Annotated in this window: 22 protein-coding genes and 2 tRNA genes; 8 read left to right on the forward strand and 16 right to left on the reverse strand. The window is 68.5% G+C overall.

The features are described 5' to 3' along the window. Nucleotides 1-27: 27 nt before the first annotated feature. Nucleotides 28-798, forward strand: a complete 771-nt coding sequence (locus H5J31_RS01400) for an NBR1-Ig-like domain-containing protein (protein WP_181770563.1) — start codon at nt 28-30, stop codon at nt 796-798. A gap of 110 nt (nt 799-908) precedes the next feature. Beyond that, complete coding sequence (locus H5J31_RS01405; protein WP_181770703.1) at nt 909-1,463, forward strand: YbhB/YbcL family Raf kinase inhibitor-like protein; 555 nt, start codon at nt 909-911, stop codon at nt 1,461-1,463. Here H5J31_RS01405 and H5J31_RS01410 read toward each other — a convergent pair. The 6 genes from H5J31_RS01410 to H5J31_RS01435 all read right to left on the reverse strand — a co-directional run bounded on the left by H5J31_RS01410 (nt 1,460) and on the right by H5J31_RS01435 (nt 7,192). Beyond that, nucleotides 1,460-2,134, reverse strand: coding sequence for an SAM-dependent methyltransferase (locus H5J31_RS01410; RefSeq protein ID WP_328701338.1), 675 nt, complete (start codon nt 2,132-2,134; stop codon nt 1,460-1,462). The two genes, H5J31_RS01405 and H5J31_RS01410, sit on opposite strands and share 4 nt — an antisense overlap. 122 nt (nt 2,135-2,256) lie before the next feature. Beyond that, complete coding sequence (locus tag H5J31_RS01415; RefSeq protein ID WP_181770565.1) at nt 2,257-3,138, reverse strand: polysaccharide deacetylase family protein; 882 nt, start codon at nt 3,136-3,138, stop codon at nt 2,257-2,259. Continuing rightward, on the reverse strand, nt 3,125-3,823 hold the full coding sequence (locus H5J31_RS01420; protein WP_181770566.1) for a fumarylacetoacetate hydrolase family protein: 699 nt from the start codon (nt 3,821-3,823) through the stop codon (nt 3,125-3,127). Before H5J31_RS01420 ends, H5J31_RS01415 begins: the two co-directional genes overlap by 14 nt. After that, nucleotides 3,820-5,061: an MFS transporter gene (locus tag H5J31_RS01425; protein WP_181770567.1), complete on the reverse strand. Its 1,242-nt coding sequence runs from the start codon at nt 5,059-5,061 to the stop codon at nt 3,820-3,822. Before H5J31_RS01425 ends, H5J31_RS01420 begins: the two co-directional genes overlap by 4 nt. 39 nt (nt 5,062-5,100) lie before the next feature. Then, a complete protein-coding gene (locus tag H5J31_RS01430) occupies nt 5,101-6,438 on the reverse strand; it encodes an amidohydrolase family protein (RefSeq protein ID WP_181770568.1) in 1,338 nt (445 codons plus the stop codon). Beyond that, nucleotides 6,428-7,192 (reverse strand): sulfite exporter TauE/SafE family protein, encoded by a 765-nt coding sequence (locus tag H5J31_RS01435; RefSeq protein WP_181770569.1) that lies wholly within the window; start codon nt 7,190-7,192, stop codon nt 6,428-6,430. Before H5J31_RS01435 ends, H5J31_RS01430 begins: the two co-directional genes overlap by 11 nt. A 97-nt stretch (nt 7,193-7,289) precedes the next feature. On the opposite strand from H5J31_RS01435, the gene H5J31_RS01440 reads away from it, so the two are divergent. Further along, nucleotides 7,290-7,955 (forward strand): GntR family transcriptional regulator, encoded by a 666-nt coding sequence (locus H5J31_RS01440; RefSeq protein ID WP_181770570.1) that lies wholly within the window; start codon nt 7,290-7,292, stop codon nt 7,953-7,955. A 119-nt stretch (nt 7,956-8,074) separates the two neighbouring features. On the opposite strand, the gene H5J31_RS01445 is transcribed toward H5J31_RS01440, so the two are convergent. The 4 genes from H5J31_RS01445 to H5J31_RS01460 form a co-directional block, all read right to left on the reverse strand. Beyond that, entirely contained in the window at nt 8,075-10,252 is a 2,178-nt protein-coding gene (locus H5J31_RS01445) for a TerD family protein (protein WP_181770571.1), read from the reverse strand. A 65-nt stretch (nt 10,253-10,317) separates the two neighbouring features. Then, a tRNA-Leu gene (locus H5J31_RS01450) sits at nt 10,318-10,390 on the reverse strand. A 28-nt stretch (nt 10,391-10,418) separates the two neighbouring features. Beyond that, nucleotides 10,419-10,492: transfer RNA gene (locus tag H5J31_RS01455), tRNA-Leu, on the reverse strand. A 380-nt stretch (nt 10,493-10,872) separates the two neighbouring features. Continuing rightward, the gene (locus tag H5J31_RS01460) at nt 10,873-11,709 is read right to left on the reverse strand and encodes a DUF4097 family beta strand repeat-containing protein (RefSeq protein WP_181770572.1); all 837 of its coding nucleotides are present in this window, start codon (nt 11,707-11,709) and stop codon (nt 10,873-10,875) included. A 125-nt stretch (nt 11,710-11,834) separates the two neighbouring features. On the opposite strand from H5J31_RS01460, the gene H5J31_RS01465 reads away from it, so the two are divergent. Both H5J31_RS01465 and H5J31_RS40360 read left to right on the forward strand, forming a co-directional pair. Further along, complete coding sequence (locus H5J31_RS01465; RefSeq protein WP_328701339.1) at nt 11,835-12,503, forward strand: DNA alkylation repair protein; 669 nt, start codon at nt 11,835-11,837, stop codon at nt 12,501-12,503. Between the two features lie 742 nt (nt 12,504-13,245). Beyond that, nucleotides 13,246-15,393 carry an RICIN domain-containing protein gene (locus tag H5J31_RS40360; RefSeq protein WP_328701340.1) on the forward strand — a complete coding sequence of 716 codons (2,148 nt, stop codon included), beginning with the start codon at nt 13,246-13,248 and terminating at the stop codon, nt 15,391-15,393. A gap of 26 nt (nt 15,394-15,419) precedes the next feature. Here H5J31_RS40360 and H5J31_RS01475 read toward each other — a convergent pair whose 3' ends face one another. After that, nucleotides 15,420-15,962, reverse strand: coding sequence for a cysteine dioxygenase family protein (locus tag H5J31_RS01475; RefSeq protein WP_181770573.1), 543 nt, complete (start codon nt 15,960-15,962; stop codon nt 15,420-15,422). Nucleotides 15,963-16,056: 94 nt separating this feature from the next. Here H5J31_RS01475 and H5J31_RS01480 point away from each other — a divergent pair, with 94 nt between their 5' ends. After that, a complete protein-coding gene (locus tag H5J31_RS01480; RefSeq protein WP_181770574.1) occupies nt 16,057-16,917 on the forward strand; it encodes a LysR family transcriptional regulator in 861 nt (286 codons plus the stop codon). Nucleotides 16,918-16,928: 11 nt separating this feature from the next. On the opposite strand, the gene H5J31_RS01485 is transcribed toward H5J31_RS01480, so the two are convergent. Continuing rightward, nucleotides 16,929-17,666, reverse strand: a complete 738-nt coding sequence (locus H5J31_RS01485; protein ID WP_328701341.1) for a M50 family metallopeptidase — start codon at nt 17,664-17,666, stop codon at nt 16,929-16,931. A 62-nt stretch (nt 17,667-17,728) separates the two neighbouring features. Between H5J31_RS01485 and H5J31_RS01490 the strand changes: the two genes are divergently transcribed. Continuing rightward, entirely contained in the window at nt 17,729-18,148 is a 420-nt protein-coding gene (locus H5J31_RS01490; protein WP_181770575.1) for a pyridoxamine 5'-phosphate oxidase family protein, read from the forward strand. Here the strand turns inward: H5J31_RS01490 and H5J31_RS01495 are convergent. From H5J31_RS01495 to H5J31_RS01510, 4 genes are all read right to left on the reverse strand, one after another. Next, the gene (locus H5J31_RS01495) at nt 18,141-19,187 is read right to left on the reverse strand and encodes a DUF2891 domain-containing protein (RefSeq protein WP_236004486.1); all 1,047 of its coding nucleotides are present in this window, start codon (nt 19,185-19,187) and stop codon (nt 18,141-18,143) included. The genes H5J31_RS01490 and H5J31_RS01495 overlap by 8 nt on opposite strands. Before the next feature lie 10 nt (nt 19,188-19,197). Beyond that, entirely contained in the window at nt 19,198-20,619 is a 1,422-nt protein-coding gene (locus H5J31_RS01500) for an AMP-binding protein (RefSeq protein ID WP_181770576.1), read from the reverse strand. 100 nt (nt 20,620-20,719) lie between these two features. Continuing rightward, nucleotides 20,720-24,307, reverse strand: coding sequence for a CARDB domain-containing protein (locus H5J31_RS01505; protein WP_181770577.1), 3,588 nt, complete (start codon nt 24,305-24,307; stop codon nt 20,720-20,722). 366 nt (nt 24,308-24,673) lie between these two features. Continuing rightward, nucleotides 24,674-25,909: an MFS transporter gene (locus tag H5J31_RS01510; RefSeq protein WP_181770578.1), complete on the reverse strand. Its 1,236-nt coding sequence runs from the start codon at nt 25,907-25,909 to the stop codon at nt 24,674-24,676. A gap of 146 nt (nt 25,910-26,055) precedes the next feature. Between H5J31_RS01510 and H5J31_RS01515 the strand changes: the two genes are divergently transcribed. Continuing rightward, a complete protein-coding gene (locus H5J31_RS01515; protein ID WP_181770579.1) occupies nt 26,056-26,892 on the forward strand; it encodes a helix-turn-helix domain-containing protein in 837 nt (278 codons plus the stop codon). Nucleotides 26,893-26,935: the final 43 nt, after the last annotated feature.

Genomic DNA, 26,935 nt, shown 5'->3' on the forward strand with positions numbered 1-26,935 from the left:
CGATCTGACACGACCGCGAGGGGGAGCGTGCCGAAACTGCAAGCGGGAGAACGGGCACCGGAGCTGGACGCGTTCATGTCCGAGCTGCGGAAGCTACGGACGCGTGCCGGGGAACCGTCTTTCCGGAAGATGGCCGCGAAGTCCGGCGCGGTGTCCCACGCGACCCTGCACCTCACCGTCACCGGCCGACGACTGCAGCCGTGGGAGACGGTCCGCGAGTTCGTCCGCGCCTGCGACGGCGACGAAGAGGAGTGGCACGCCCGATGGCAGGGCTTGCAGCTCGTGCTCTCCGCCGACCGCGAACCGGAGACCGCGCCGTCCGTGCCGTGGTGGCGGTCCAAGCGGGTGCTCGTACCGTCGGTCCTCGTCCTCGTCGCCGCGATCGCGGCCGTCGTCGTCATCCTGGTGCCGGGTGAACAGGAAGCGCAGAGCGCCGGCCCGCATCCGGGCGACTCGAGCAAGTTCGTCGCCGACGTGACCATCCCCGACGAAACCCTGGTCAAACCGGGTTCGCAGTTCGTCAAGGTATGGGAGATCAAGAACACCGGCACGGTCGAGTGGCGGGGCCGGTATCTCCGCCGCACCGATGTCCCCGTCGCACCCGGCGCCTGCCGCACCCCGGAACGGATCCCGGTCAACGACACCGCCCCGCAGCAGCATGTGCAGGTGACGGTGACCGTGAACGCGCCGACCGCCCCGGCCGATTGCAAGGTCTTCTGGAAGATGGTCGACGCACAGGACCGGGAACTGCTGCCTTCGCGCCAGCCGATCTACTTCTCCGTGCTCGTGCGCCACTGAAATACACCACGTTCGGCCGGGAAAGTGCGCTGTCAAGGCAATCCGTGCTGCCTACGCTGGGGTCAGCGCACAAAGAGCCTCGGGAGCCTCCAGTGAGAAGCACCAGCATCGTGTTCTGCGCCCTGCTCATCACGTCGGCCGCCGGTGCCGCACCCGCCGCGGCGTCCCCGGACCGGAACGCGTTCGCCTTGTCCAGCAACGCCTTCGTCGACGGCGGCGTCATCCCCAAGGTCCACGAGTGCACCAGCGGCGGCGGTCAGGACCCGGCCAAGAAGAACGAGTCCCCTCCCCTGGCCTGGTCCGGCGCTCCCGCCGCCGCCAAGAGCTACGCGATCGTCATGCGCGATCTCGACAACGCCAACCTCATCCACTGGGTCATCTACGACATCCCGGTGGCCACGGCGTCGCTCCCCCAGAACGTCGACCACGTCTACCGGCCCTCGGTCCCCGCCGGCGCCAGGCAGATCTACTACCGGGGAAGCGCGAGCCTCTATGGCTACCAAGGCCCCTGCTCGCCCTCCACGGTGAACACCTACGAGTTCGTCGTCCACGCGCTGAACCGGACTTCGTTGACCGGCCTGAATTCCAGCTCGTCGACCCAGACCGCGGCGAGGGCGATCACCGCGGCCTCGGTCGGCTCGGCGCGGATCAGCGGCGAGTCCTAGTCCGTACGCCGCAAGAGCAGCACGACGAAACCGAGAACACCGCGATAGCCGTTGAGCCAGCCCTCGCGGTGGGCGTTCGAGGCCCTCAGCGCTTGTTCGTGGTCCGGGTGGTCAGGGTTGTCGAGTGCCCATCGGGCCAGCGATCCGGTCCAGCACCACTCGTACTCGTCCCATTCCTCCAGCGTGCTGACGTGCCCGTACACCGGCGTCCACCCGTGGTCGGTGATCGCGGCGATCGTGGTGGCGAGATCCGCGTACTTCTGCGGTCCGTCTTCCAGTTCCGCGCGGAGGGCCGCGGAAGGCTCGGCCTCCCAGAAGCAGTCGCCGAAGAGGACCACGCCGTCGTCGGCGAGATGCCGCCGGGCGGCGTCCAGTGCCGGCAGCACTTCGCCGAAGGCGTAGGCGGAACCGACGCTGAGCACCACGTCCGCCTTCCGGCCCGATCGGAACTCGGTGACGTCCTGGCGGCTCAGTTCCAGCCGATCCGCGATACCGAGATCCGCGGCCGCCGCACGGGTACGGCCGAAGCCCGCGTCCGAGATGTCGACACCTTCGGCCGTGGCGCCGGGATGGGCTTCCAACGCCCGCAACAACCAGGTACCCGAACCACACCCGAGGTCGAGCAGGTGAGCGTCCGGCCGCCGGACGGCACGCTCGAGAAGTCTTCCCACCGTCCCTTCGCTGACCGGAGAGGCGATGGGATGGTCCGCGTGCGCCAACGCACTGAGTTCGTGTCGATCCACGCGCGCTGTCTAACACACCGATCGACCTCGACGCCGCTGGATTTCCGGCCTCAGCCCGCCTCCTGGGTGGACTCGTACCAGTCCAGGATCTGTGAGCCCGTGCAGAACATCGCCTCGTCGTGTCCGCGAATGTGCTCCAGCGCCTCGTCGAGGTACTTCAGCCGATGCGGCGCGCCCATGATGTAGGGATGTACGACCAGCGCCATCACCCGCGCCGAGTCGTCCGCGCGCGCGTCGGAAAGGATCTGGTCGAACTGGTCGACGGCCCGCCGCCGGTATTCGTCCGCGCTGTGGTGCTGGATCAGCATCATCGCGACGTCGTTGCATTCCTGCGTGTAGGGCACGTTCACGATCGGACTCGTGCGGGTGCGCAGCCGGGTCGGCTGGTCGTCGAGCACCCAGTCGCAGACGTACTCATAACCCTCTTCGACGAGCAGGTCGGGCGTTTCCCAGGTTTCGGTCAGCCCTGGGCCGAGCCAGCCGCGCGGCCTGCCGCCGGTGGCCTTCGTGATCGCGTCGCGGGTGCGCTGGATGTCGAGGCGTTCGTCCGCGACCTTCTGCATGTTCTTCTGGGTGAAGCCGTGCCCGACGAACTCCCAGTCGCGGTCGATCGCGGCCTCCGTGATCCGCGGGTACGCGGTGATCGCCGAACCGTTGATGGCCAGCACCGCGGGAATTTCGTGCCGGTCGATGACGCGGAGCATCCGCCAGAACCCGACGCGGTTGCCGTACTCGTGCCAGGCCCAGTTCGGGATGTCGGGTGTCGGGACCCCGCCCGCCGGCGGGGTGAGTACGGTCCGGGGCATCGGCTCGGTTTCGGACCACTCCTCCACGTTGACGATCAGCCATACGGCGACCCGGGCCCCGCCGGGCAGGCTCAGCGCCGGACGACCGTGGATGGGGTCGTAGTCGATGCGTTCAGTCGGTTTCATGGCTCCCGCTTTCGGTGATGGTGACGGACAAGGGCTTCAGGCCGTCGATGTCGACGCGGACGACGTCGCCGGGGCCGATCGCGCCGACACCGGCCGGGGTCCCGGTGTAGACGAGATCGCCGGGCATGAGCCGGTAGTCGGCGGACAGCTGGGAGATGATCTCGGCGACGTTCCAGATCATCAGGTCGATCCGGGTGCGTTGGCGGACTTGGCCGTTGACCGAGAGCCGCAGCTCGGCCGCGCCGAGGTCCGCTCCCTTCGTGATCGGGCCGCACGGCGCGGACGCGTCGAAGGATTTCCCCGCCTCCCAGGAGATCTGCCGTTCCCGGCAGTCGCGTTGGCGATCGCGGCGGGTCAGGTCGATCCCCGCCGCGTAGCCGAGGATCAGCTCCTGCGCGCGGGCGACGGGGACGTCGGTACCTTCGGCCGCGATGGCGACGACGAGCTCGCCTTCGAACTGGAAATCCCCGGTACGGGGCGGATAAGGGATCCGGGCGCCGTCGCCGACGACCGCGTCCGCCGGTTTCTGGAAGAAGAACGGGTCGTCGCGTTCGTCGCCTTCCTTCATCTCGCGGACGTGGTCGACGTAGTTGCGTCCCACGCAGTAGACCCGGCGAACGGGGAATCGCTCGTCCGTGCCGACGACGGGAATGGACACTGTGGACGGAGTGAACAGGAACGTCATCGGGTCCCTCTTTCGGGCGTGCTGAACAGGATCGGGCGCAGGAAGACCGCCAGCAGGGCGCCGATCAGCGAAAGACCGGCGATCTGGACCAGGCCGCCGCCGGTCCAGCCCAGCGCGTCGACGAACCGGCTGAACACGTATCCGGCGACCCCGGCGGCGACGTAGACACAGGTGATGAAGAGTCCGGACGCGTGCCCGGCGATCTGCGGGCGGACCGATTTGACGAGCAGGCCGGCGAGGACGACATACCCGCCACTGCTGGCGAACAGTCCGAACAGGAACGAGAAGGTCGCGTGCCAGGCCGGACTGGGCGGGCCGGTGAACAGCGCGACGGCGGCGAGCGCCGTCAAGACGTTGACCAGGCCCAGGCAGACGCGGGGATCGAGCCGGTCGGTGAGGTAACCGCCGAGCGGGGAGGCGAACGCGGCGAGCCCGGACAGACCGACGGCGAGACCCGCCTGCCCCGCGGTGAAACCGAGTTCTTCCCGGACATAGGTCGCGTACAGGCCGATGTAGGCGAAGTCCGCGAGTCCGAAAAGGACGGTGATGACCGCCAGCAGCATCGGGTTCCGGGCCAGGATGGACGGTGCGCCGCCGACGTGATGTGTCTGCGCCCGTTCACTCGTGGCCTCGCTGAACCGGCGCGGGATGAGCAGGACGACCGCCACGGCGACGACCAGGCCGAGTACGCCGAAGGCGATCATCGGCACCCGCCAAGCGCCCGGCTCGGTCAGGAGCGCGGCCGCGACCAGTGGACCCACCACCGATCCCGTCGCGAAGGCCATGTTCACCGCCCCGATCGCCAGGCCGCGGTGCCGGGGGAACGCCCCCGCCGCCACGGTGATGATCGCGGCCAGCTGCAAGGCCTCACCGACACCGGACAACACCCGCCAGACGAGCATGTCGGCGAATCCGGCGCTGGCGACGGTCATGATCGTCGCCACGGAGAAGACGATCGTGCCCACCACGATCAGGACCTTGCGGCCGAAGCGGGCGAGCGCGATCCCGGCGGGAATACCGGTGAGGCCCATGCCCAGCGCGAACATCGTGGCCTGCAGCCCGGATTCTCCGAGGCCGAAGCCGTACTCCGCCCTGATCTCGGGTAACAGCACCGGAAAGACCATGCGGTCCATCGCGTTCACCGAGTAGGCGAGCAGGAGCAGACCGAACATGGCGATCGCGGGTCCGGACGCGACAGTGCCTCTGGTGGGTCCTGTTCGTGCAGTGTTGGTGGTCATCTGTGCACCGCCTCTTCGTCGTTGAATCGGGGGTCGGGATCACTCCCAGGCGCCCGCGGCACGGGCCCGGGCGACGAGGGCGTCTCGTCGTGCGTCGGCTTCGTCGACAGCGGCCCGCGCGGACGGCTGGACGAGCCGGCCGCGTTCGAGCAGGACACGGCCGTCGACCATGACCGTGACGATGTCCGTGGCGCGACCCTGCCTGACCAGCGCCTCGGCCAGGTCGCCCACGGGCCGTAGGTTCGCGGCGGACGCGTCGAGGAACAACAGGTCGGCTCGCTTCCCTGGCGTGATCGAACCGGTCACGTCCGCCAGACCGAGATCGCGCGCGCCGTCGAGCGTCGCCATCTCGAGCAGCCGGCGCGGAGTGGCCACTGTGGACCCCCGCCGGGCCAGCTCGACCGCTTCGACGGCCCGCAGCGTGGTGAGGACGTCGGGAGCCGTCGGCATCGCGAGCGTGTCCGTCGACAGCGAGACCGGCACGCCCGCCTCCATCAGTTCGCTGACCAGTGGGAACCCCATCGTGCGCAGTTCGGTGATGGGACTGAGCGACACGCTCGTCCCGGTGGCGGCCAGGGCGGCGATGTCCTCGGACGACGCGTGCACGGCGTGCACGACCTGCATGTCCGGGCCCAGCAGGCCTTCGTCGGCGAGCCGGGTGAGGCCGCAGGAACGGCACCCTTCCTCGCGAAGACACCGATCGCAGTGCATGGTGATCGGCAGGCCCAGCTCCCGCGCGGTCGTCCACTCCGGACGGTAGACCGCCGCCGGTGTCCGATGTGGCCCCCGCAGCGCCACGCCGAAATCGAGGAGCCCGTCGAGACGTCCGGGAGGCCAGCGGTCGACGAACCGGCGGAGTTCGCCGAGGTCCATCGGCTCGTCCGACGGCGTGGAATCGCGTGGGCCATAGGAGAACCGGCCGCGAACACCGGCGTCGAGCTGCGCGCGGACGTTCACGTCGGCGTCCTCGCCGGTGCGGACGTTGTGGTCCCAGTTGTGCACGGTCGTGATACCCGCCGTCACCGCTTCGGCGAGCGCGAACCGTGCCGCCCAGTAGAAGTCCTCGACCTCGTGATGGGGGCCGAGTCCCCGTTTCACCGAGAAGTAGTCACGGCCGGGCGCGTCGCCGACCGTCCCGCGCAGGAGGCTGTTCCACAGATGCCAGTGCGTGTCCACGAAGCCGGGCAGTGCGACGAGCCCGCGGCCGTCGACGGCGTCCGGGTCGTCCGAGCTGCCGGGAGTGACGGCGGCGATCTCGCCGGAGCGCACGGTCACCGTGGCCTCCGCGAGGTCTCCCAGATGCGGATCCATCGTCACCACGGTCAGCCCGGTGATCGTCAGGTCCGTCCGTGCGGGCAGATCGGATTCAGGCGACATGCCTGCTCACCTCCAAGGCGATGGCGACGGCCGCGCCCCAGGCGGCGACCGTCCAGCGAAGCGCGACCGGCGAAACCCGCCGAGCCGCCAGGACACCGAGCCGGCCGCCGGCCAGTCCGGTCGCGGCCAGTACCGCGACCGGACCCCACGACACAGAGGTGAACACCGCGAAGGCGACGGCCGAGACCGCGCCGACGATCAGGGACAGCACGCCTTTGAGGGCGTTGAGCCGCTGCGTGGAGTCGTCGAGGACGAGCCCGAGCACGGCGAGCATGACGATGCCCAGCCCCGCGACGAAGAACCCTCCGTAGAACGCCACCACGAACTGCGCCGAAAGCATCCCGGCCCGGCCGGGCGCTCCGGTGCGGCGTCGAGCCGTCCAGGCGGCGATCCACGGTTGAGCCGCGAGCAGTACAGCAGCTGTCAGCAGCAACAACGGTGCCGCGGCTTGGAAAACCGCCGTACTCACCGCCAGCAGGGTCACCGCTCCCCCGGCCGCGCCGGCGACGCTCACGAGGGTGAGCCGGCCGATCCTCGGCCCTTGACCGGCGAGCTCACGCCGGTACCCGATCGAACCACCGAGGTAGCCGGGGACGGCGGCGACCGAGTTGGTGACGTTCGCGGTGACGGGCGGGATCCCCATCGCCAGCAGCGCGGGAAACGAGATCATCGAACCGCCGCCGGCCACCGCGTTCACCGCACCGGCGAGCAGTCCGACCACGGCCAGCACGACCCATTCCCAAGACGTGTGCACCCGTCCTCACCTCCTTCGCGACCGCATCAGTATGCATTGCATGCAATGCATGTCAACAGTGCTCTCGAAGGTTTTGCATGCACTGTATGCTGGCATCGTGAGAACACGTGACGGAGCGTCGAGCAGCGCTGACGAGGTGTACACCGCCCTGCGCGGTCGCTTCGCCAACGGAGACCTGGCTCCCGGCGAGCGCCTTACCGAGGCCGCTCTCGCGCAGGAACTGGGAGTGAGCCGGACCCCCGTGCGGGAGGCACTCGGGCGGCTTCAAACCGATGGCCTGGTCGTCCCCGCTGCGCGCGGCGTCGCTGTGGCCGCGCTGAGCAGCGAGGAAATCGAACAGATCTACGAACTGCGCGCGACACTGGAGGGACTAGCGGCGGCGCACGCGGCGCGCACGCAGGCAGCCGGGCTCGTCGCGCCCGCTGTGCTCCGCGCTCTCCAAGAAGCCGCCGACGAGGTCGAGCGAGCCGTCGACGACGGTGACGCGAAACGATGCGCGCGAGCGAACATGGGCTTCCACCGGGCTTTCGGCGACATATCGCGGAACCCGTTCCTCGGAGACGCGCTGCATCGGGTCTGGGACCGGATCGCGGTCTCGACCGTGTCCAACCTGTCCGACGGCCACTGGGCGAAAACCGTGCTCAGCCAACACCAGGACATCTGCAAGGCCATCGTCGCGGGCGACGAAGACGCCGCCCGCACGGCCGCGGAGGAACACGTCCGCGCCGCGATGCGGACCTACCGCGCCGCCCACCGCGTTTAGAGGACTGAACGCGGTGGGCGGCGTGTGGTCGGCGCGAGGAGAGGGAGAGAACTAGATTCCAGTGACAGTGGTAGAAGGAAGCTCTCTCATTGCCTCGCAGGTACAGCCTACGGGCGCGGTCACCGGGGGATCAACTGATTTAACCGCCCCGGACCGACCACTGTGGACTCTTCCGGCAGGTTCGACGGCAGCTCCGGGCCGAGGAACGTCACCGGCCCGTCCACCCGCAGGCCCGGCTCCCACAGGGTGATCGTGGTTCCGTTGCCGCGCAAGAGGTCCACCAGATATCCGAGGGTGAGATACTCGCGCTCCAGCACGCCGCGGGCCAGCAGCCCGGTCGACACGCGGTTGCCCTCGACCTGGTTGAAAGCCGGCCTCCCGGACAGGTACAGATGCGTCCAGGTCGCCGTCCACGTGCCGTCCTCGCCCCGGCCGAACATGACCGGCAGGGCGACACGGCCCTTTCCGCGCATGTCCGAACGGCTCCGGACGGTGCGGGCCTCGAAAGGCGCACCGGCCTGGAGGCCGTCACGGGTCATCCAGCCGAACATCGACTCGGCGACGTCGTCGAAACCCTCCCCGGAGTAGACGTTGACCTGCGGCACCACATACGTGGCCTCGACCTGGTCCAGCCGGAGGTCGACGAACTCGGTCGCGCCGTCCGCCGCGTCGGTGATGTCGCCGGAGTACACCGCGCCTCCACCTCGGTAGTTCGTCCACGACACCTGCCCGACGTAGCGGAACTCGTCGTCCAGCAGTAGTGCGGACAGGTCGAAGTCGGTGCTCTCGCGCGTCTGCCGCCAGTAGGTGAAGAACCTCAGCAGTTCGCCGTCCACCCGGCTTCGCGACCCGCGCGGGAGCACGGCGAACCCCGCCTCCCCCGCCTTGCCTGACAGCGGCAAAGCCATGGCCAGCACGGCCGGGTCGACCACCAGGTGTTCGTAGGCGGGCAACCGGGAAGCCAGTTCGGCGTCGATCAACGCGTTCGCTCGCGCGACGACGTCGTCCGGCAAGGGCGGTCGTGTGTCCGGCGTGACCCAGGCACGACGGGAGCGGGTGGTGAACACGCGCGCGCTGTCGGGATCGACGCGGTTCGCCAGGTGCTCGCGCACCGAGCACAGCACGCGGCCGGACACCGAACCCAGGATCTCCCCCATCGCCTCGATGACCTCACGGGCGTCGTCGGCGGTTCCGGTTTCACGCAGCAGGCGGTCCAGCGACCGCATCAGCATTCCGGGCGCGGCCGTGAGGACGCGCGCCGCGCCGACGACGTCGTTCTCGGCGAAGGCCGATTCCGCCCGCGCCGCCAACGTTCGCACCTTCCGTTCGCCGCGCGCGACCGCGAAAACCTCGCCCGCGTTCGGGAATCCCGGGTATTCGTGCGGATGCAGACCTTCGCCGAGGCGCTTGAACCGCCGGGCGAACCGGTTGACGTCACCGAGCTTGCCGGCGTTGCCCGCCACGACCGCGTCCAGCGCGGTGATCAGGGCACGCCGCTCGCGTCGCGTGAAGTTCCGGAACCGGGTCGGCTCGGCCAGTGTCACGTCGCCGCCACTGGCCTGGCACGCGGTCCGCAGCACGTCGAGAACCGTGTCGACGGCGAGCAACGGCCGCCCGGCCGCGAGTCGCGCGGCGTTGAGCACGGCGCGGTTCTCTCGCACCGGCACCTCGTCGAGATCGACGTCGAGGCATTCGGCTGCGAGTTCGGCGAGCAGCTGGAGGTCGGCCTCGCCCGAAGGCGTGGTCGATCCGGCCAGCGCGCGGTACAGGTCGTGGGTCTCCTCCTGCAGCGAGCCGCCCAGCCGCACGATGGTGAGCCGGTCCTTGACCGAGGCGATCAGCTCGTCGTGCGCGGCGAGCAGTTCGGCGTAGGTGTGCTGGTAGCGGCCGTACCACGGCAGCGTGAGCAGGTCGACCAGCCCGGTGCCGAGCATCGCACGCAGTTCGGCCTTGGACGGCTTGTGGCCGCCGCCGTAGTGGACGACAACGGCTTCGCGTAGGCAGCGCACCCAGAACTCGACGGTGTCCGGCACCCCCTGCGGGAAACGCAGGAAGTACGCGTTGTGCTCGACGTGGTCGCCGACCAGCGCGCGGACGGCCTCGATGACGTCGGTGGCCAGGTCCATCGCGGTGCCCGGTTCCAGTCCGGACACATGCTCCAGGAGCCGGCTCTCCGCCTTGAATCCGGCGGTGGCGAGGACGGCGTCCATCTGCCGGGCGACGGCCGCACCGTCACCGGCGGGCGCGCTGCGGCGCGGGACCCGCAGCGTCTTCTGGATGATCGTCTTCGCGTGCATGATCACATTCTGGTGGTCGAAGGGGCATCCGCACAGCGGAGCAGGACGAACAGATCTCGCACCGGTGCCCCCACCAGGATTCGAACCTGGACTGGACGCGTTCTGAGCGCGTTGCCTCTTCCGTTGGGCTACGAGGGCGTCGGCGCCGCGGCGCCGGTGAAACACGTGCGGTTCCGGGGAGTCGAACCCCGACTGTCCTGGTTCTCGACCAGGTGCCTCTGCCAGTTGGGCTAGAACCGCTTGAATGTCTGCTCCGCTGTGAAGATGTCAAGGAACTGCGCAGCCCTTTCACCAGGGCGGCATTGATGAATCCGGGGTGCACGAAATGAAGAAAGCCGCCCTGATCGGTTTCCCGATGGGCGGCTCCCTCGCGCGAGGTGTGTCACCTCACGATGGGGAGCCCAACCTGCCCAGAAGAGCTTGGCTCTTCGAGGAAAGCAGTTCGAGCAGGCCATACGACGAGCGCGGGCCGAGGGTCGCCGTGGCCGGATACCGGCACCGCGTCCCGCGCTTCCCCGCATTCGTCATGACCGCTCCCCTGATTGTTCGGTATATGCTTATCCTTGCCCACGCCGGAGAACGGCGTCAATCGCATTAAAAGAAATCGTCACCGAAAGCCTTCATGCGGCGGTGTGACGGATGACGATGTCGTCGAGTCTCGTACGCGCGTAGACCTTGACCCGGCTGTCGGACTCGCTCGCGATGTCCTCCGCCGAGAGAGAACTGCGAACGATCCCCTTCGTGCTTTCCGCGTCCACCCAAGCCGCGGCGCCCGCGCTGATGCCGACCTCGATGCCCCCGGCGGCGTTCACCAGTTCCGCTCGGCCGTTCGACAGGCGACCGACCCGGATCGGGCAGTTCCCCGCCTTCGCGACCACGCCACTCTCCACGTGGTCGATGTCGAAGCTGCCGCTCGCCCCGGCGAGGTCGACGGCGGAGCGGGCTCGGCCGATCCAGACCTTCCCGGTCGAGCCCTGGTATCGGACCGCGCCGTCGACCTCGCCGATCCACACGCCGGCGGAACCGCCCTCGATGTCGACGCTCCCGGCGATGTGCCCGATCGCGATCCGGCCCGTCGCGAGGTTCCCCCGCAGCGTCGCGAGACGGTCGAGCTGGATCTGTCCCGACGCCACGTCGAGCCCACAGTCGCCGAGCCGGCCGTAGGCGTGCACGTCCGTCCACGCCGTGTTCAGGACCAGCCTGGACCCGACGGGCAGATCGATCGTGATGGCGACAGAGCCGTGCTTACCGCCCGACTTGGTCGTCTTGATCGCCAGTTCGCCGTCGGAGAAGGCGACCTTGACGCCCTCGGCCACCTTCACGTCCGCCTTGCTTTCGCCGTCGATCGCCTCGACGCGCACCACCGTGTCCGGCCGCTCGCTCGCGGCGATCCGGACCCTGGCCCCCGCGGTGGTCAGCGTGACGGTGATAGGCCCCGGCGTCGCGAATACGGTCATGGCGGTCTCCTTGTCGTACCTGTCCTGGCTGTCGGGATCACGATCACCGACCGGACTGACACGGGCCTGACACGGCGCGGACACCGCTCCGTACGCTGGACGTACGTCCCGGACAGGAGGTCGAAGTGACCGAGACGACGGTGGCCGAAGTGATGGCCGAACTCGCCACGCTCGAAGACCCGCGCATACGCGCCGTGAACGAGAGTCACGGTGACGACCACGGGGTGAACCTGGGCAAGTTGCGCGCGCTCGCGAAGCGGCTGAAGACCCAGCAGGAGCTCGCGCTCGGGCTCTGGGAGACCGGGGACACCGCGGCGAAGCTGCTCGCCATCCTGTGCTGCCGTCCGAAGGCGTTCGGACTCGACGAGCTGGACACCATGGTGCGCCAGTCCGGTTCCCCGAAGGTCCACGACTGGCTCGTGAACTACGTGGTGAAGAAGAGCCCGCACGCCGAAGAACTCCGCGTCGCCTGGTCCGCCGATCCGGATCCGGTGGTCGCGAGCGCCGGCTGGGCGTTGACCACCGAACGCGTGGCGAAGAAGCCCGAAGGCCTCGACCTCACGGCACTGCTCGACGTCATCGAAGCGGAGATGAAGGGCGCCCCCGACCGCCTGCAGTGGGCGATGAACCACTGCCTGGCCCAGATCGGGATCGAGCACACCGAGCACCGTGACAGGGCGATCGACATCGGTGAGCGCCTGGAAGTCCTCAAGGACTACCCGACTCCCCCGAATTGCACGTCCCCGTTCGCGCCGATCTGGATCACCGAGCTGGTACGGCGACGGCAGCCCTGACACCTCGAACATCGACACCCCCTGCACGGGGGTCGCAAGTCAGGTTCTCCTGAGGGGCGCTTCGCCGACCTCGTGGCGGGGCGGTCTTGGCGGCGCGGGTCCGGCCCAGACCGCCTGGCTGAGCGGTGGAGCCCAGCCCTCCTTTACTGTCCATAAAGGACAGATCTCCAGTGGCGGGACGCCTGATTCATGTCGAAATTCACGGTTCTCGACCGGGGGCGCTAGCGATAAGAAAGCATTGAGAGGTAAGTCGAATGTGGCATGCAGGGATCGGCGGTGCGGCGGCCCCGCCAGTGAGCCTCGACGCCCTCTAGCGTCCACAAAGGACGTTCCTCTCGACACCAATGACCGTTTTGAGATGTTTGCACCGTTCCGGAAGAGGGTCGTGAGTGATAAGGAGGGTTAGAACGACACTTATCACTCACGACCCCCGACATGAACTACATATTTAGGCATGAAAAGGACATTTTTCCCACTAGAGATCGTCCTTTATGGACAGTCAAGGGTTGCCGGACTTCTGCAACCCCTTCCCAGAACTGGACAAACCGGGCACTCACCCCTACGAAAGTAGGTTACCGCAGGTAAAGTGTTCGTAGTTGTTCAGACTTGTTGACTTTCGAGCATCTTCTCGCAGATAGTGGTGCGCGGAGCTGAGAGCTCCAGCCGTAGCTTCCCCGGTTCGACCACGCAAAGGGGCGGATCAGCCGTGCCACGCTCACGCAACTCCTCCATCCTCGCCGCCGTGACCGCCGTCGTGGCCTCACTCGCGGCGCCGGCCACCGTCGCGGCGGCCGAGGCCACCTACTCGATCTCGGTCGGCGCCACCGCGCCGTACGCGCATCCCACCGACACCCCGGCGGGGGCGTTCATCGACAAGGACGGGACCTTCTACTTCCAGCAATCCGCCGCGCTCTACGGCGCGGACCAGGTCCGGGAGTGGGAGTTCTTCTCCGGCAACGACTTCGACTCCGCGAAAAGGTCAGCCGCGTTGAGCGACGCCGTCAATCCGGCGGAGCCCCGCGACCGCAACAACGACACGACCTGGCGCTGCAACACCAGCCCCACCGGCAAGGAGGCCACCCCGCCACCGGCCGGATCCGGGTACTCGCAGAAGAACTTCTGCGATCTCGTGGGCACCTGGGTGGATCCGGACACCGGTGACTGGTACGGCTTGGTGCACAACGAGTTCACCCCCGAGCCGTTCGGTAAACCGTCGTTCTCCCACTACGACTCGATCGACTGGGCCGTGTCCACCGACCAGGGGCGCACCTGGTCCATCAAGGGGCACGCGATCACTTCGCCGTACAGCACGAAACGCGGAGACACCGCCGCGTTCCCGAACCAGACGTTCGACTACGGCGACGGCGATCCCCGCCTGTTCGCCGATCCGGCCTCGGGCTATTTCTACGTCTACTACGGCTCGCGGATCGTGCCCAAGGAAGGCGCGGGCGGCAGCGCCGGCGGCCTCGCGCATGTGGCCAGGGCGCCGATGTCGGGCAAGCTCGCCGGTGGCACCTGGTCGAAGTGGTACGACGGCGGCTGGTCCCAGCCCGGAGTGGGCGGCAAGGAAAGCAACATGGTCCCGGTCAGCGCCGAAAACCCGGGCGGCTACACGAAACCGGCCGACGACTACGACCCCGCCAACACCGGCAATGTCGACCAGCAGGTCGCGGCCGGCCAGTTGCCGCGGAAGTCGGACCTGTTCGTCATGAACATCGCCTACGACGCCCACCTCGGTGTCTACATCGGCGAGCCGGAGGTCGTTTCCGGGACGCAGTCGCAGAAGTTCTACGTCACCGACGATCTCGCCACCCAGAAATGGCGCCTGATCGGCGATACCGGCGCCTACAAGTCCGGCTCCTGGTACCGCTGGTTCGTCGACGGCGCGAACAAGACGAACTCCACCATCGTCGGCAAGGACTTCCGCTCCTACTGTTCCATCGCCTGTGCCGGAGGTGACGGCGAATACGCGAACATCACCATCACCTCCGGCACCCCGGCCCCCGCGCCCGCCGACCCGGCCCGGGCCTACCGGATCGGCAGCGGAGCAGGACGCGTACTGACCCAGAGCGCCGGAACCGCTGACACGACCTCCGTCCCGGCGGAGAGCGCGAACGACCTGGCGGCCTGGAGGTTCTCCTCCAACGGCGACGGTTCCTTCACGATCATCAACGCCTCCACCGGGCAGGCACTCGGCGTACCGGTGTCGCCGTCGAAACGCGCTTGGGGCACTCGCCCGTCGGTGTCCGCGCCGGACGCCGGCGTCGGGCAACAGTGGTTCGCCGTCCCTGCCAAGGGAACCAGTGGCGGATACCGCCTGATCAACCGCTACAGCGGCCTCGCGCTGGGCCTGTCCGCGACCGCGAACCGGCTCGCCGAAACCACCCCGGTCCGCGGCTGGACCGACAAGACCGGCGGTCAGGTCGGCGGATCCCGCACCGCCGCCGAGCAGACGCTGACACTCACCGCGACCGGTCCGGCGACGCTGGACGGCGTGCACACCGTCAGCACCGCGGGCCGGGCGCTGGACGTCCCCGGTCACTCGACCACGGCGGGCACCCAGCTCACCACCTGGACGCAGAACGGCGGCCTGAACCAGAAGTGGCGCTTCACCCGCCACACCGACGGCACCTACCGGATCACCGGCCTCGAATCGGGGCTGTGCCTGGACGTCGGCGACGGCTCCAGCGCGGCCGGGGCCCGGGTGATCCAGTGGACGTGCACCGACGGCGCCAACCAGCGCTGGCGAGTGGACGGCGCACCGGGTTCGGCCACGATCACGGCCGTCCACAGTGGACTGAGGCTCGCGACCGCGTCCACCGCCGACGGCGCCCTCGTCACCCAGCAGCCGTCCGGCGACTCGCCCTTGCAACGGTGGGCGATCGGCTGAGGCCGGCCTACCGGCGCCGCACCGTGTCAGTGCGCGGTGCGGCGCCGGTAGGTGCGGCGCACACTGGTCCCCTGGCTGAGGTCGGCGCCGTACACGTGCAGGGTGATGGCGACCGTGTCGCCGGTGTTGTGCACCTGGTGGATGTCGTCGGGCGGCGCGACACCGCTGACGGAACCGGCCGGGCGTTGCCTGCTGCCCGTCTGGACCAGCCTGTCGCCGTCGATGTCGAAGATGTTCTCGGTCTCGGCGCCTTGCAGCACCGCGAACGAACACCAGACGAGGTGGTCGTGGATCTCGGTGATCTGGCCTGGCCGCCACACCACCGCGGAGATCGAGAAGGTGGGCTCGGCGTGCAGAGTGTGGCGGGTGTATCCCTCGGCGGATCCTTCCCGTTCCTCCGACGTGAGAAGCCGCACCGTCGGGCGCGACTCGGTGAGGACGTCGGCGACGAGCCTCGCGACGGTTCCGGGATCGGATTCCCGCCGGGTGCACTGGCGGATCCGTTCGATCAATTCCGGGAGGCCGGGTCTGGATCGGGTGCCGGCCGGGACATCGGACGCGGTGGTCATCGTGTTCTCCTTTCCGGGTCACTCCGAGCCTGGCGGGTTGATCACATGACGTCCAATGCCAAGTTTTTCGCTGACGGATAAGTACTCTTGATGCATGCTGAACCTGAATCAGCTCACGGTCCTGGCCGCCGTCGCCCGGCACGGCTCGGTGACCGAGGCGGCGAAAGAACTGCATTACACGCAACCGGCGGTGAGCCATCACCTCTCCAGGCTGGAGGCCGCCACCGGCGCGAAGCTGCTCCAACGGATCGGCCGCGGCATCCGGCTCACTCCCGAAGGAGAACTGCTCGCGGCCCGCGCCGCCGAGATCGTCGGCCGCGTCGACGCCGCCACGACCGAACTGGCCGCCCAGGTCGGGCTCCGGTCCGGCCGGGTCCGGATGGCCGGCTTCCAATCGATCCTGAGCACCGTCGTCCCCAAGGCCGCCGCCACCCTCGCCCAAGCACACCCGGGGATCGAACTCGGGCTCGTCGACGAACATCCCGTCGAAGCCCTGCGCCTGCTGCGCGCGGGCCGGATCGACGTCGCGTTGATCTTCCGGTACGCCGACACCCCGGGCGAGGAGGACGGATTCCGGCTGACCCACCTGTTCGACGACCCGATCTACCTGCTCACCTACGAGCCGGGCCAGACCCTCGCCGAGCACCGCGACTCCACCTGGATCGGCGGGTGCACCCGATGCCAGGACGAACTGATCACCGTCTGCCGCCGGGCCGGTTTCGTCCCGCGCATCTCCTTGGTCAGCGACGACATGGTCGTCACGCAGGCACTCGTCGCCGCTCGGATGGGCGTCGCGACGTTGCCCGGACTCGCCCTCCGCGCCCACCGGATGCCCGGCATCCACGCCACCGAACTCCCCGACGATCCTCGCCAGATCTACGCCGTGACCTACGGCGATCCACCCGACCCACCGGCCACCGCCGCGCTCCTGCAGGCGATCCAGGCGAGTATCTGATCAAGAGACCGCTACGGCCACAACAACGGGATCGCGGTCCACAGGCTCCACACCACGAGCGCGAACCACGCCACGATCCAGACCACTCCGGGGATCGAGGTCTGTTCGGCCATACTGGCGGCGTCGTCGGACCCGCTCTCCCAACCCCGCATCCGGTTCACGACGAGGTACGTCAGCCCGCCCAGCTCGGAGAACAGGAGGAGCCACGCTTCGAGATAGGCGACGAGGACCTGCACGTCCGGCGGGCCCCAGAACAGCGCCCCCGCCGCGATACCGCCGATCGTCACGACGCATCCCAGGGTGAGCAGGTCCCGGGCGACCCACAAGATCAGCAGGGACATCGCCACGGTGAGGGTGAGCACGGCCGCGGCCTGTCCCTTGTGCAGCAGGGCCGCGGCGCCCAGCCCGGCGAGCGGTGGCGCCGAGTAGCCGGCCGCGGTGATCGCGAGCGACGACCACCACGTCTTGTGCCAGGCGAGGACGTGGCCCGAGTCCGGGCTCGTGATCCGGAACCGGTACACACCACCACCGGTCAGACACGCGACCAGGGCGTGGCCGGCCTCGTGGACCATGGTGCCCACGACGTTCACCGTGATCAGCGCCCGCCGCCGTCCGGTGGCCACCAGCACGAACGACGAGCCGGTCACGAGCACCGCGAACAGCCCGGTCCCCGCCACCAGCCACCAGCCCGGCGCGGGCGCCTTCGCGGTGATCACCTCGCTGAACCCGCCCTCTCCCACGGGATTCACCGAACCACACGCCACGCGGACCTCGGCGACACTTCAACCGTTCAGCCCAATAATCTGGCGCGATGGACCACAGCGAGATGATCGGGTACGTACGCGGCGTGCGAGCGGGAGTCGTGTCGACACTCGGCCCCGACGGCGCACCCCAAGCCGCCTACCTCACCCTCGCCGTGACCGATCGCGGGGAGCTCGTGTTCGACGCGAAGCCGGACTCCCGCAAGGTCGCGAATCTACGCCGCGATGGCCGTGTCGCGGTCGTCATCGGCGGAACCGACGGCACGACACTGCAGGCCGAAGGCATCGCGGATTTCCCGACGGACGACGAACTCGAGCGATGCGCGGCCGCTTATCTCACGACGTTCCCGGAATTCACGGAATCGGTCCGCGGCGGCGGGGTCGTCGTGCTCCGCGTCACCCTTCACTGGGCGCGGTACGGCGACTTCCGCGGCGAGACACCGGAAATACGCGAGATCCGGTTCAGCTGAGCAGAAGGAGTGCGTAATACGCGAGAAAGTGCTCGACCATGTACGAGCTGCCGACGACCTGCGGCAGCGAGGCCTGACCATGGACGCGGGCGGTGTCGAGCATGGCGGGGATCCGGTCGTCGCCGGCCGGGAGGGCTTGCGCGAGCCGGTGCCAGCACCAGGCGCGATGCAGGTTGAGTCCGTGCAGGTGGGCGATCTGCCCGTCGGTGGGATCGGTGACGACCGCCGGCGTGAACAGGGTCGCGGGCCGGCGATCGGCGAGATCGGGCAGGAACCGGCGCAGCCACTCGGCGAATTCGGTCGCGGGCAGCAGACGGGTCATGAGTTCGGCTTCGGCCAGGGCCGGTGACAGGAAATCGGCGCCGGAGGGCTCCCAGGAGCCGGGATAGTCCTGGTCGGCTCCGAACCACCGCCAGGCGGTCTCGGTGATGACCTGCCGCAACCGCGGTTCACCGCGATCGGCGAGATGATCGGCGTAGGGCAGCGCGCGGGACAGCCCGAACGCGCCGTTCTCGTGTATCCCGTACCGGATCGGATAGGTGGCTTGCGGCAGCCAGTCGAGATAGCGGGTCACGAAGACCTCGCTCAACTCCCGCAAGGCCGAGGACCAGCGCACGGCGTCCGGATCGTCCCAGGTGGCGGTCTCGACGGCGAGTTCCAGCAGCGCCGACCAGCCGTAGGGCCGTTGGGTGGCCCGGTACTCCCGAGGAGCGAAATAGGCGACCTCGGCGGCCAAAGCCTCGACCGTCAGATGCTCGTCGAGGACCTCGCGGATCTCCGCGGCCGGCACGAGAGCGCTGTGCCGGCGCAGCAGGCGCATCAGCACCCAGAACATCTCCACACAGGAATGCCAGTCGAAACTTCCGTAGAAACACGGGTGCAGTCGCCGCGGGGTGGCGACGGACTTTCCCTCGACATGCCAGTGACTCTCGTGGTGCGGGTACTCGCGTACGACGTTCTCCAGCGCGATCCCGGCCAGATCTCCGGCACTGGCCGTCAGTAACCGGCTTCGTTCAGCGTCCCACCCGGTCATCGGCATGTCCCCTCGGTCAAGCGATGTGACGATCGTGTCCCGTCCAGAATGGCGCGCGTAGCGCCCGCTTGTCGACCTTGCCGATCGCGGTCAGCGGCAACGCGTCGGCGAAGTCCACATCGGACGGTACGAAATGCTCACGTCCGAAGAAGTCTCTGGCGTGTGCCCGAACCTCGTCCGCCGACAGCGCGCCTGAAGAAACCGGCACGACCACGGCGTGCACCCGTTCCCCCTCGCCGCCTTCACCCGGGACGCCGAACACGGCCACCGCCCGAACCAGCGGATGCCGCGTGAGCGCGTTTTCGACCACGGTCGAGAACACCTTCGTGCCGTGCTCGCCGGTGATGATGACGTCGTTCGCGCGGTCCAGCAGGTACAGATACCCTTCGTCGTCGAACCGCCCGAGATCACCGGTCCGCAGCCAGCCGTCCCCGATCGGCGGCGCGCCGTGATAACCGTCCATCATGGACAGTCCGCGCACCAGGACCTCGCCGTCGTCGATCCGCGCCTCCATACCCGGCACGATCCGGCCCACGGATTCGAGCCGCTCCGGCCGCCCGTCGAGTTCCGCCGCCGAGATACTCGCGATCATCGGCGCCTCGGTGAGCCCGTAGCCCTGCCCGACCACCGGCCCGAATACGTCGAGTGCTTGAGCCAGCCGTCGCGGCGGAAGCGGCGCGGCGCCCAGTGAAAGCTGCCGAACACTGCTGACGTCGGTCGACGCCATGGCCGGATGATCGAGCACCGCCGCCAGCCGCGCGGGCGTGAGCGACAACGACGTGACCCGGTGCCCGGCGATCGCTTCCAGTACGGCGCCCGCGTCGAAACCCTTCTGCAGCACCACACTTTCCCGTCGCAGGATCGCCCCCAGCACGGTGGCGTTCCCGGTCATATGCGTCATCGGCGCGATCAGCAGCGTGCGACCCGGCCCGGCCGGATCCGGCGCGAAGATATGCGCCATCCCGTCGTAGATCCCACTGTGCCGGATGAGTTTCGGCGCCCCGGTGGTTCCGCCGGTGGGAAAGACGACGGTGACCGACCCCGGCAGCGTGGACGGCTCGGTACTTTCGTGGGCTACCAGCTCGTCGAGCGCGACCACTCGCGTGTCGCCGGCGGGCCACCCCGTCACCTGATCGGTCACCAGCGTCGTGACCCCGGCCGCCGAGACCGCCGCGAGCCGGTCCGGCAGGCTCGCCGAAGCGGCGACGAGCAGAACCGTCGCGCCCCGGAGCTGTGCGGCGATCTGCAGGAGAACGGTCTCCGGCCGGTTCCCCGCGTCGATGGCGACGACCCCGCCCTCGGGCAGCCCCGCGTACAGCCGGAACACCAGGTCGAGCGCCTCCCCATAGCCGGTCACTCGGCCATCCCGCACGAACAGCGCCTCGTCACCGGCGGAACGCAGTACACCCAGCACCCGGGTCAGGAACAGACTCTCCACAGCCCGGACCCTAACCCAGCGTCAGAGGCGGGCGATCGCTCTGGGCGTCGTGAGTGGTAAGTCGCGTTCCAACGCCACTTACCACTCACGACCCCGTCCCTCAGTTGCGGTCGATGGTGAACGTGGACGTCGTGTTGCGGATGTCCTCGGCGTTGCCGCTCAACGTCAGCCCGGTGAAGGTCGCCGAGCCGACGGCCGGGCCCTGGCCCGGTTCCGGCAGTTCGTTGACCCAGACGCCGATTCCGGACTTGGCGTCGAATTCGTCACCGCTGCGCTGCGCACCGGTGATCGACACGTTCGTCAGCACCGTGTCCTGGACCGGGTTGTCCGGCCGGCCGCCGGTGTACTTGGTCTGGAACATGATGCCGCTGTACGTCGGGCTCTCGATGTCCACATCGGACACCCGGATACCGCGGAACTCCTTGGACGCGGAGAACATCCAGATCGCCGGGAACGTCTGCCGGCCCCAGAAATGGCCACCCGCCCGGACGATCGAGATGTTCTGGAAGTTCGTCGGCTGCGGCCCGAAGCCGAGGAACGGATAGCCGAAGTCCAGCGAACTGATCGTGATCCCCGAATACGTCAGCGTGTCCGCGATGTAGAGGTTCCGGAAGGTGTTGCTGTACCCGCCGTACACCGCCAGTCCCGCCGCGCGCCACGGGAGCAGCACGGTCAGGTTCTCGAACACGTTGTCGTACTGGTTGCCCGCGTTGAGGTCCGTGGCGGCGAACAGCGCGAAGCTGTCGTCACCGGTGGACCGCGCCTCGTTGTTGGTGACCCGGTTGCCGGTGCTGCCGTTGGTGAAGTTGACGCCGTCCGCGAACATGTCACGGATGCGGGAGTTCTTCACCGTGGTGTTGTCCACATTGGTCGCCCACAGCAGGCACATCTGGTGTTCCACCCAGATGTCGTCGATGGTCATGTTCGAGACGTTCGTGAGGTTGAAGACCTTGCCGGGGCCGTCGATGCGGGAGGTGTAGTTCCCGAACACGGCGAACCCGCTGAACGTCGAACCACTCGCGCCGGCCTGCACGTCGAACCCGATGTCGGTGTTCTCCTGGCCCGACGGCGCGGTGAACTTCGTGAACCACGGCCCGGCACCGATCACCGTGACGGGCTTGCCGTACGTGGTGACCTTCCCGGTCATCGGATACTGCCCCGGTGGCAGGTAGACGCCGGTGAGGTTCGCGTCCTGGCGGACCTTGTCCAGCGCGGCCTGCACGTCCTGCTGGGTGAACCCGGCCGGGACAGCGTAGTGCGCCGGGTCGGGGTTCGCGTTCGCGGTGACCTGCTCGAAGTTCACGAAGTCGATCGCGTAGTTCGAGTTGTTGGCCCCGTCCTTCTGCAGCTTGATCTTGTGCCCGGCGGGCACTGTCGTGCCGAGCATCATGCTGGCTTCGTCGTAGACGTGCCGCGGCCCCGCGCCCGGCGAGTTCCCCGGTGAAGCTTCGGGACCATAGAGCCACGCGTACCGCGAAGTCAGGTCGATCGCTTTGAGGAACGTGCCGTCGACGTAGACGTTCAGCGTCGAGTTCTGCCCGCCACCGCCCGCGGCGTCCGGCATCGAGAACCGGGTGACGAGCGTGTTGGTCGCCGCGCGGGTGGTGAACTCCACCGAGGCGCCGGTCGAGTTCAACGTGACGGCCTTGCGGCCCGACGCCTCGCCCGCGAGGTCGCCGATGGTGCGGTTCGGTCCGACCACCGACGCGCCACCCGCGACGACGCCGTCTTCGGCTTCGTACATGTCGTAAGGCATATTGGCGCCGCGGCCGACGAACAGCGACTGCGTGCTCGTGTTGTTGCCCTGCTTGACCGGAAGCTCGTTCGCGTCGTTCGCGACGACCGTCTTGACGGTGTACCGGCCGTTCGCCGCGGCCCAGGTGCCGACGGTCACCGGCGCCGCGGTGGCCCCGGGGGCGATGACACCGGTGTGGCTGCCGGTGAGCGTCTTGACCACGGTGCCGTTCTGGTCGGCGACCGTCACTGTGACGCCGTGGGCCCCACCCGCTGTGGCGGCTGTGCCCTGGTTACGCAGCGTCGCGGTGAAGGTCACCGTGCTTCCCGCCGACGGGTTGTTCGGAGACCACGCCGTGGCCGCGACGAGGTCGGAACTCTGCACCGGGCTGACGACGAGTGCCGTCGAGCCGGTGTAGGAGTTGTTGGTCTCGTCCTGTTCGATGACGGCGCCGGCCTCGTCGACCTTCGCGGTGAGCTGATAGCTGCCCGCGTCCCGGGTGCCGATGTTCGCCGAGACCGTCGCTGACGCCCCGGCCGCGAGTGCTCCGACCTGGGCGGTGCCGGCCTTCGCCGTACCGAGGTAGAGGTTCACGGCCGTCGCGCTCGAAGGCGCGGTCCCGGCGTTGCGCACGGTAGCGGACGCGGTGATCGCGTCGGTCTCCACCGGGTTCGGCGGCGACCAGGACACTCCCGAGATCGTCAGGTCGGGGTTCGGCGCGGGAACGCCGAACACCTGGAACTCCGCGGCCTGTCCGCCGGGGGCCCCGGAGTTGGCGGTGATCCTGAGCCGCACGTCGGCGGCACGGCCGCTCACCGGGACGGTGACGGAGTTCCCGGTGGCGGGGTCGAAGGTGTAGGTCTGCGCGGGCGCCAGCGTGGTGAACGCGGTCGCGCCCTGGTCACGGCCCTCGACGGCGATCGTCTGCGTTCGCCGTCCCCAGGCCGGATCGGGATTGAGCTTCACCACGACCCGGTCGAGTTCGGCGTCGGAACCGAGAGCGACGGTCAGCAGATCCGGATAGGCCGAGCCCTCCCAGTACGTGGTCACGGAGTCGTCGTTCGCGTTGGCCGCGACGAAGCCGTGCTGGACCGACGACGCCGTGATCGGCTTCCCCGGCGCGAGGTTCGTGCCGGCCTGGGTTCCGTTGCGGGTCACGGTGGCGCTGTTCCCGGACTGGTTGCCCGCGGCGTCACGGGCGCGCACGAAATAGGCGACGGTGGCGCTGTCGGGCTGGTTGTCGGTGTAGGTCAGGACGTTCCCGGCGACGCTGCCGCGGAGCCGGCCGTTGGCGTACACGTCGTAGCCCGCGACACCGATGTTGTCGGTCGACGCCGACCACGTGAGCCGGAGCTGACCGGTCGCGGGCAAGGTATAGGCGAGGTTCGCGGGCGCCGACGGCGGCTGTGTGTCCCCTCCAGCCTGGCCGTGCACCTCGAACTCCGACAGCTGCGCGGCGGGCCAGCCGGTATTGGCCGTGATGGTCAACCGGACGAAGCGGGTGCTGCCGGTGACGTTCACGGTGACCGTGTTGCCGGTCGCCGGGTCGAACCGATAGCCGGCCGACGGTAGGAGATCGGTGAAGGCCGTGCCGTTCGCGCTGCCCTGCACCGCGAAGGTCTGGGTGCGAGCTTCCCAGGTGGAGGGCAGTTTCAGCACCAGTTGCGCGACGTTCGTGGACGTGCCGAGATCGGCCTGGACCCATTGCGGGAGCTGGTTGTTCGCGCTTTCCCAGTAGGTGGCCTGGTCGCCTTCGCCGACGTTCGAGACCGGGTAGCCGGCCAGCTGACTGCCGGCGCTGTAGGTCGCGGCGGCGGCTTCGGCCGCGGCCTGGACGACGGGAGCGGAGGCGGGGACCGCCGGGGCGTCACTCGCCGCCAGGGCGGGCGTGGCCAAGAGCAGGGACAGGGCGGCGTACGTCGCCGCGCGCGACAGAAGTCGCTTCGTTCTCATGGGGTTCCTCTGATCCGGGGAGGAGGGAGACGGCTCGAGCTGAAGCGCCCCGTGTGGCGCCGGGGAGCGGCGGAAACCTGGGAACGGACACGCGAGGACGTGGTCCCGGGGGCGCACGCGGAACAGCCGTCATGGACACCTCTTCGTCGAGGCTGAGCTGGATCTTCCCGAGTCTTGTCATGTTCTTGCGCTGAATTGTTCAAGAATTACAGCTCACTGGCCGTGACAAGTCAACGCCCAAATTCGTACGATCGACTGGGCGACCTGCGGCTCTGCCGGGGGCAGGCGGGCAAGTTGTTCCGGCACAACAAAAAGAGGCGGTCGTGGCGACCGCCTCTTTCCGGGCCTTCAGGAGCCGGAGCTACCTCAACGAGCAGGCGCCGGGGCTTGATCGGGCGTCTGGTGATCACCGGATGGGCGCACGGTGCCCTTGCCCGCCACCATCGCGACGACAGCCTGGCCGAACGCGGCGACGCACATCAGGATGAGCGGCGCGTGCCAGCCGGAGCTGACGGAGTGCAGCAACCCGAACAGCACCGGTCCGACCGCCGCCAGCAGGTACCCGACCGACTGCGCCATCGCCGACAGCGCACCCGCTCCAGCCGCGTCCTGGGCGCGCAGCCCCAGGAAGGCCAAGGCGAGCACCAGGCAGGCACCCCCGCCGAAGCCGAGGACGATGGTCCACACCACCGCCCATTCCGGTGCCGCCAGCAGACCGACGTAGCCGGCGAGCATGATCAGCGAGTTCACCGTCGCCATCGCGCGCTGGTCACGCGCCCGGCGCAGCAACGCGGGTGCGGCCAAGCTGGTCAGCACCGCGACGACCTGGAACAGGAACAGCAGCCATCCCGCCGACGCCGGGCTGATCCCGGTGTCCTGGACCACCCCGGGAAGCCACGTCACGACGACGTAGAAGCCCAGTGACTGCAGACCCATGAACGCCGTGACCGCCCACGCCAGACCTGATTTCCAGGGCAGCCGGTGTCCACCGCGCACCGTCGCCGCGACCGGCGGCGGGGTCCGCAACTGCGGCGACCACAGCACGATCGCCACCAGCGAGAGCACGATCCAGCACCCCAATGCGGTCGACCATCCGCCGGGCGCGACCTCGCTGATCGGCACGGCCACCCCGGAGGCCACCGCCGCGACGCCGCCCATGACCGTGGCGTACGCGCTCGTCAACAAGCCCACCTTCGTGGGGAAGTCGCGTTTGATGAGGCTCGGCAGGAGCACGTTGCCCACCGCGATACCCGCACCGATCAGCACGGTCCCCCCGAACAGCGTGGCCGCCGACGGGATCCACCGGATCGCGATCCCCAGTGTCAGCACCACGAGCGCGCCCGCGAGCACCCGCTCGGGCCCGCGGCGCGCGGCAAGTCGCGGAACCAACGGGGATATCACCGCGAAAGCGAGCAGGGGCAACGTGTTCAGCAGACCGGCCACCGCAGGGGCCAACCCCAGGTCGGCCTGCACCTGATCCAGCAGCGGGCCGACGCCGGTCAGGCTCGGCCGCAGGTTCGCCGCGATCACCAGCAAACCCCAGAGCAGTAACGCCTGGCCGGAACGGCGCGTCGGCTGCTGTGCGTCCAATGCGGAACTCATGTCAGCCGGCCGCCCTCGTGCAACTGTTCTCCATGCGCCCATGCTCGGGCCATCTCGCGCCGACAACCAGGCCACGCTTAGGCTGGCCCCCACAGGGCTACCCTGAGTAGTGCGAGCACGGCGAATGGCACCGTAAGCTGATGGGCATGGGTACGCCGTTGGGTGACTTCATCCGAGCCAAACGAGACGCTATCCAGCCGGAATCCCTGGGGCTGCCGGACCGAGGCCGTCGCCGGTCGCCAGGACTACGCCGGCTGGATCTCGCCACTCGCGCGGGCATCAGCATGGAGTACCTGGCCCGCATCGAGCAGGGGCGCGACCGTAACCCGTCCACCGCGGTCGTGAACGCGATCGCCGACGCGCTCAGCCTCGCCGCTTCGGAACGCAACCACTTGCGCTACCTCGCGAAGATCACCGGGGACGAATGTTCCGCCCATTTCAAGCCCGCACCGCCGCGCCGCCAGGTGCGCTCGTCCGTCATGGACACGTTGCGCATGCTCGAACAGGGAATCGCCATCGTGACGAACAGGCTGGGCGACGTCCTCGCCTATACGAGCGCCTACGCGACCATCACCAACGGCACCGGACTCCTCGACACCGAAACACCGAACATCACGCGCTACGTCTTCACCGATCCACGCGCGCACACCTTCTTCACCGATTGGGACGCCATCGCCGACGAGCAGGCGTTCGACCTGTGGCTAGCGCCCTCCGTCGAGAATCTCGAATGGCTCACCGCCGAGCTCATCCCGCTCGCGGGTACCGACTTCACCCGCAGGCTGAACCGCCACGAGGTACCGCGACGAGGCGTTCTGCGACTCAAGCATCCGTCAGGCCACGAACTGCGGCTGACCCGCGAAACCCTGGAACTTCCCGCAGACGATCAGCAGATCGTCGTCTTCCTGCCCGCGGACGACCAGACGGCGCAGGCCGTCGACCAGTTGCACCGGCAGTCCAGAGGGCGACTGCGTTCCATCTCGTGAAAGCAGACGGTCCGGCACAACGGCGTGCCACTTCGACAAGAAG

This window comes from Amycolatopsis pittospori (genome assembly GCF_013870525.1).
Classification (GTDB): Bacteria; Actinomycetota; Actinomycetes; order Mycobacteriales; family Pseudonocardiaceae; genus Amycolatopsis; species Amycolatopsis pittospori.

What these genes read in the sequence shown, in the direction of transcription:
- H5J31_RS01415 (WP_181770565.1), bottom strand. Translation starts at nt 3,138, where the DNA reads ATGAAACCGACTGAACGCATCGACTACGACCCCATCCACGGTCGTCCG.
- H5J31_RS01420 (WP_181770566.1), bottom strand. Translation starts at nt 3,823, where the DNA reads ATGACGTTCCTGTTCACTCCGTCCACAGTGTCCATTCCCGTCGTCGGC.
- H5J31_RS01425 (WP_181770567.1), bottom strand. Translation starts at nt 5,061, where the DNA reads ATGACCACCAACACTGCACGAACAGGACCCACCAGAGGCACTGTCGCG.
- H5J31_RS01430 (WP_181770568.1), bottom strand. Translation starts at nt 6,438, where the DNA reads ATGTCGCCTGAATCCGATCTGCCCGCACGGACGGACCTGACGATCACC.
- H5J31_RS01445 (WP_181770571.1), bottom strand. Translation starts at nt 10,252, where the DNA reads ATGCACGCGAAGACGATCATCCAGAAGACGCTGCGGGTCCCGCGCCGC.
- H5J31_RS01460 (WP_181770572.1), bottom strand. Translation starts at nt 11,709, where the DNA reads ATGACCGTATTCGCGACGCCGGGGCCTATCACCGTCACGCTGACCACC.
- H5J31_RS01475 (WP_181770573.1), bottom strand. Translation starts at nt 15,962, where the DNA reads ATGACCACCGCGTCCGATGTCCCGGCCGGCACCCGATCCAGACCCGGC.
- H5J31_RS01480 (WP_181770574.1), top strand. Translation starts at nt 16,057, where the DNA reads ATGCTGAACCTGAATCAGCTCACGGTCCTGGCCGCCGTCGCCCGGCAC.
- H5J31_RS01490 (WP_181770575.1), top strand. Translation starts at nt 17,729, where the DNA reads ATGGACCACAGCGAGATGATCGGGTACGTACGCGGCGTGCGAGCGGGA.
- H5J31_RS01495 (WP_236004486.1), bottom strand. Translation starts at nt 19,187, where the DNA reads ATGCCGATGACCGGGTGGGACGCTGAACGAAGCCGGTTACTGACGGCC.
- H5J31_RS01505 (WP_181770577.1), bottom strand. Translation starts at nt 24,307, where the DNA reads ATGAGAACGAAGCGACTTCTGTCGCGCGCGGCGACGTACGCCGCCCTG.
- H5J31_RS01510 (WP_181770578.1), bottom strand. Translation starts at nt 25,909, where the DNA reads ATGAGTTCCGCATTGGACGCACAGCAGCCGACGCGCCGTTCCGGCCAG.
- H5J31_RS01515 (WP_181770579.1), top strand. Translation starts at nt 26,056, where the DNA reads ATGGGTACGCCGTTGGGTGACTTCATCCGAGCCAAACGAGACGCTATC.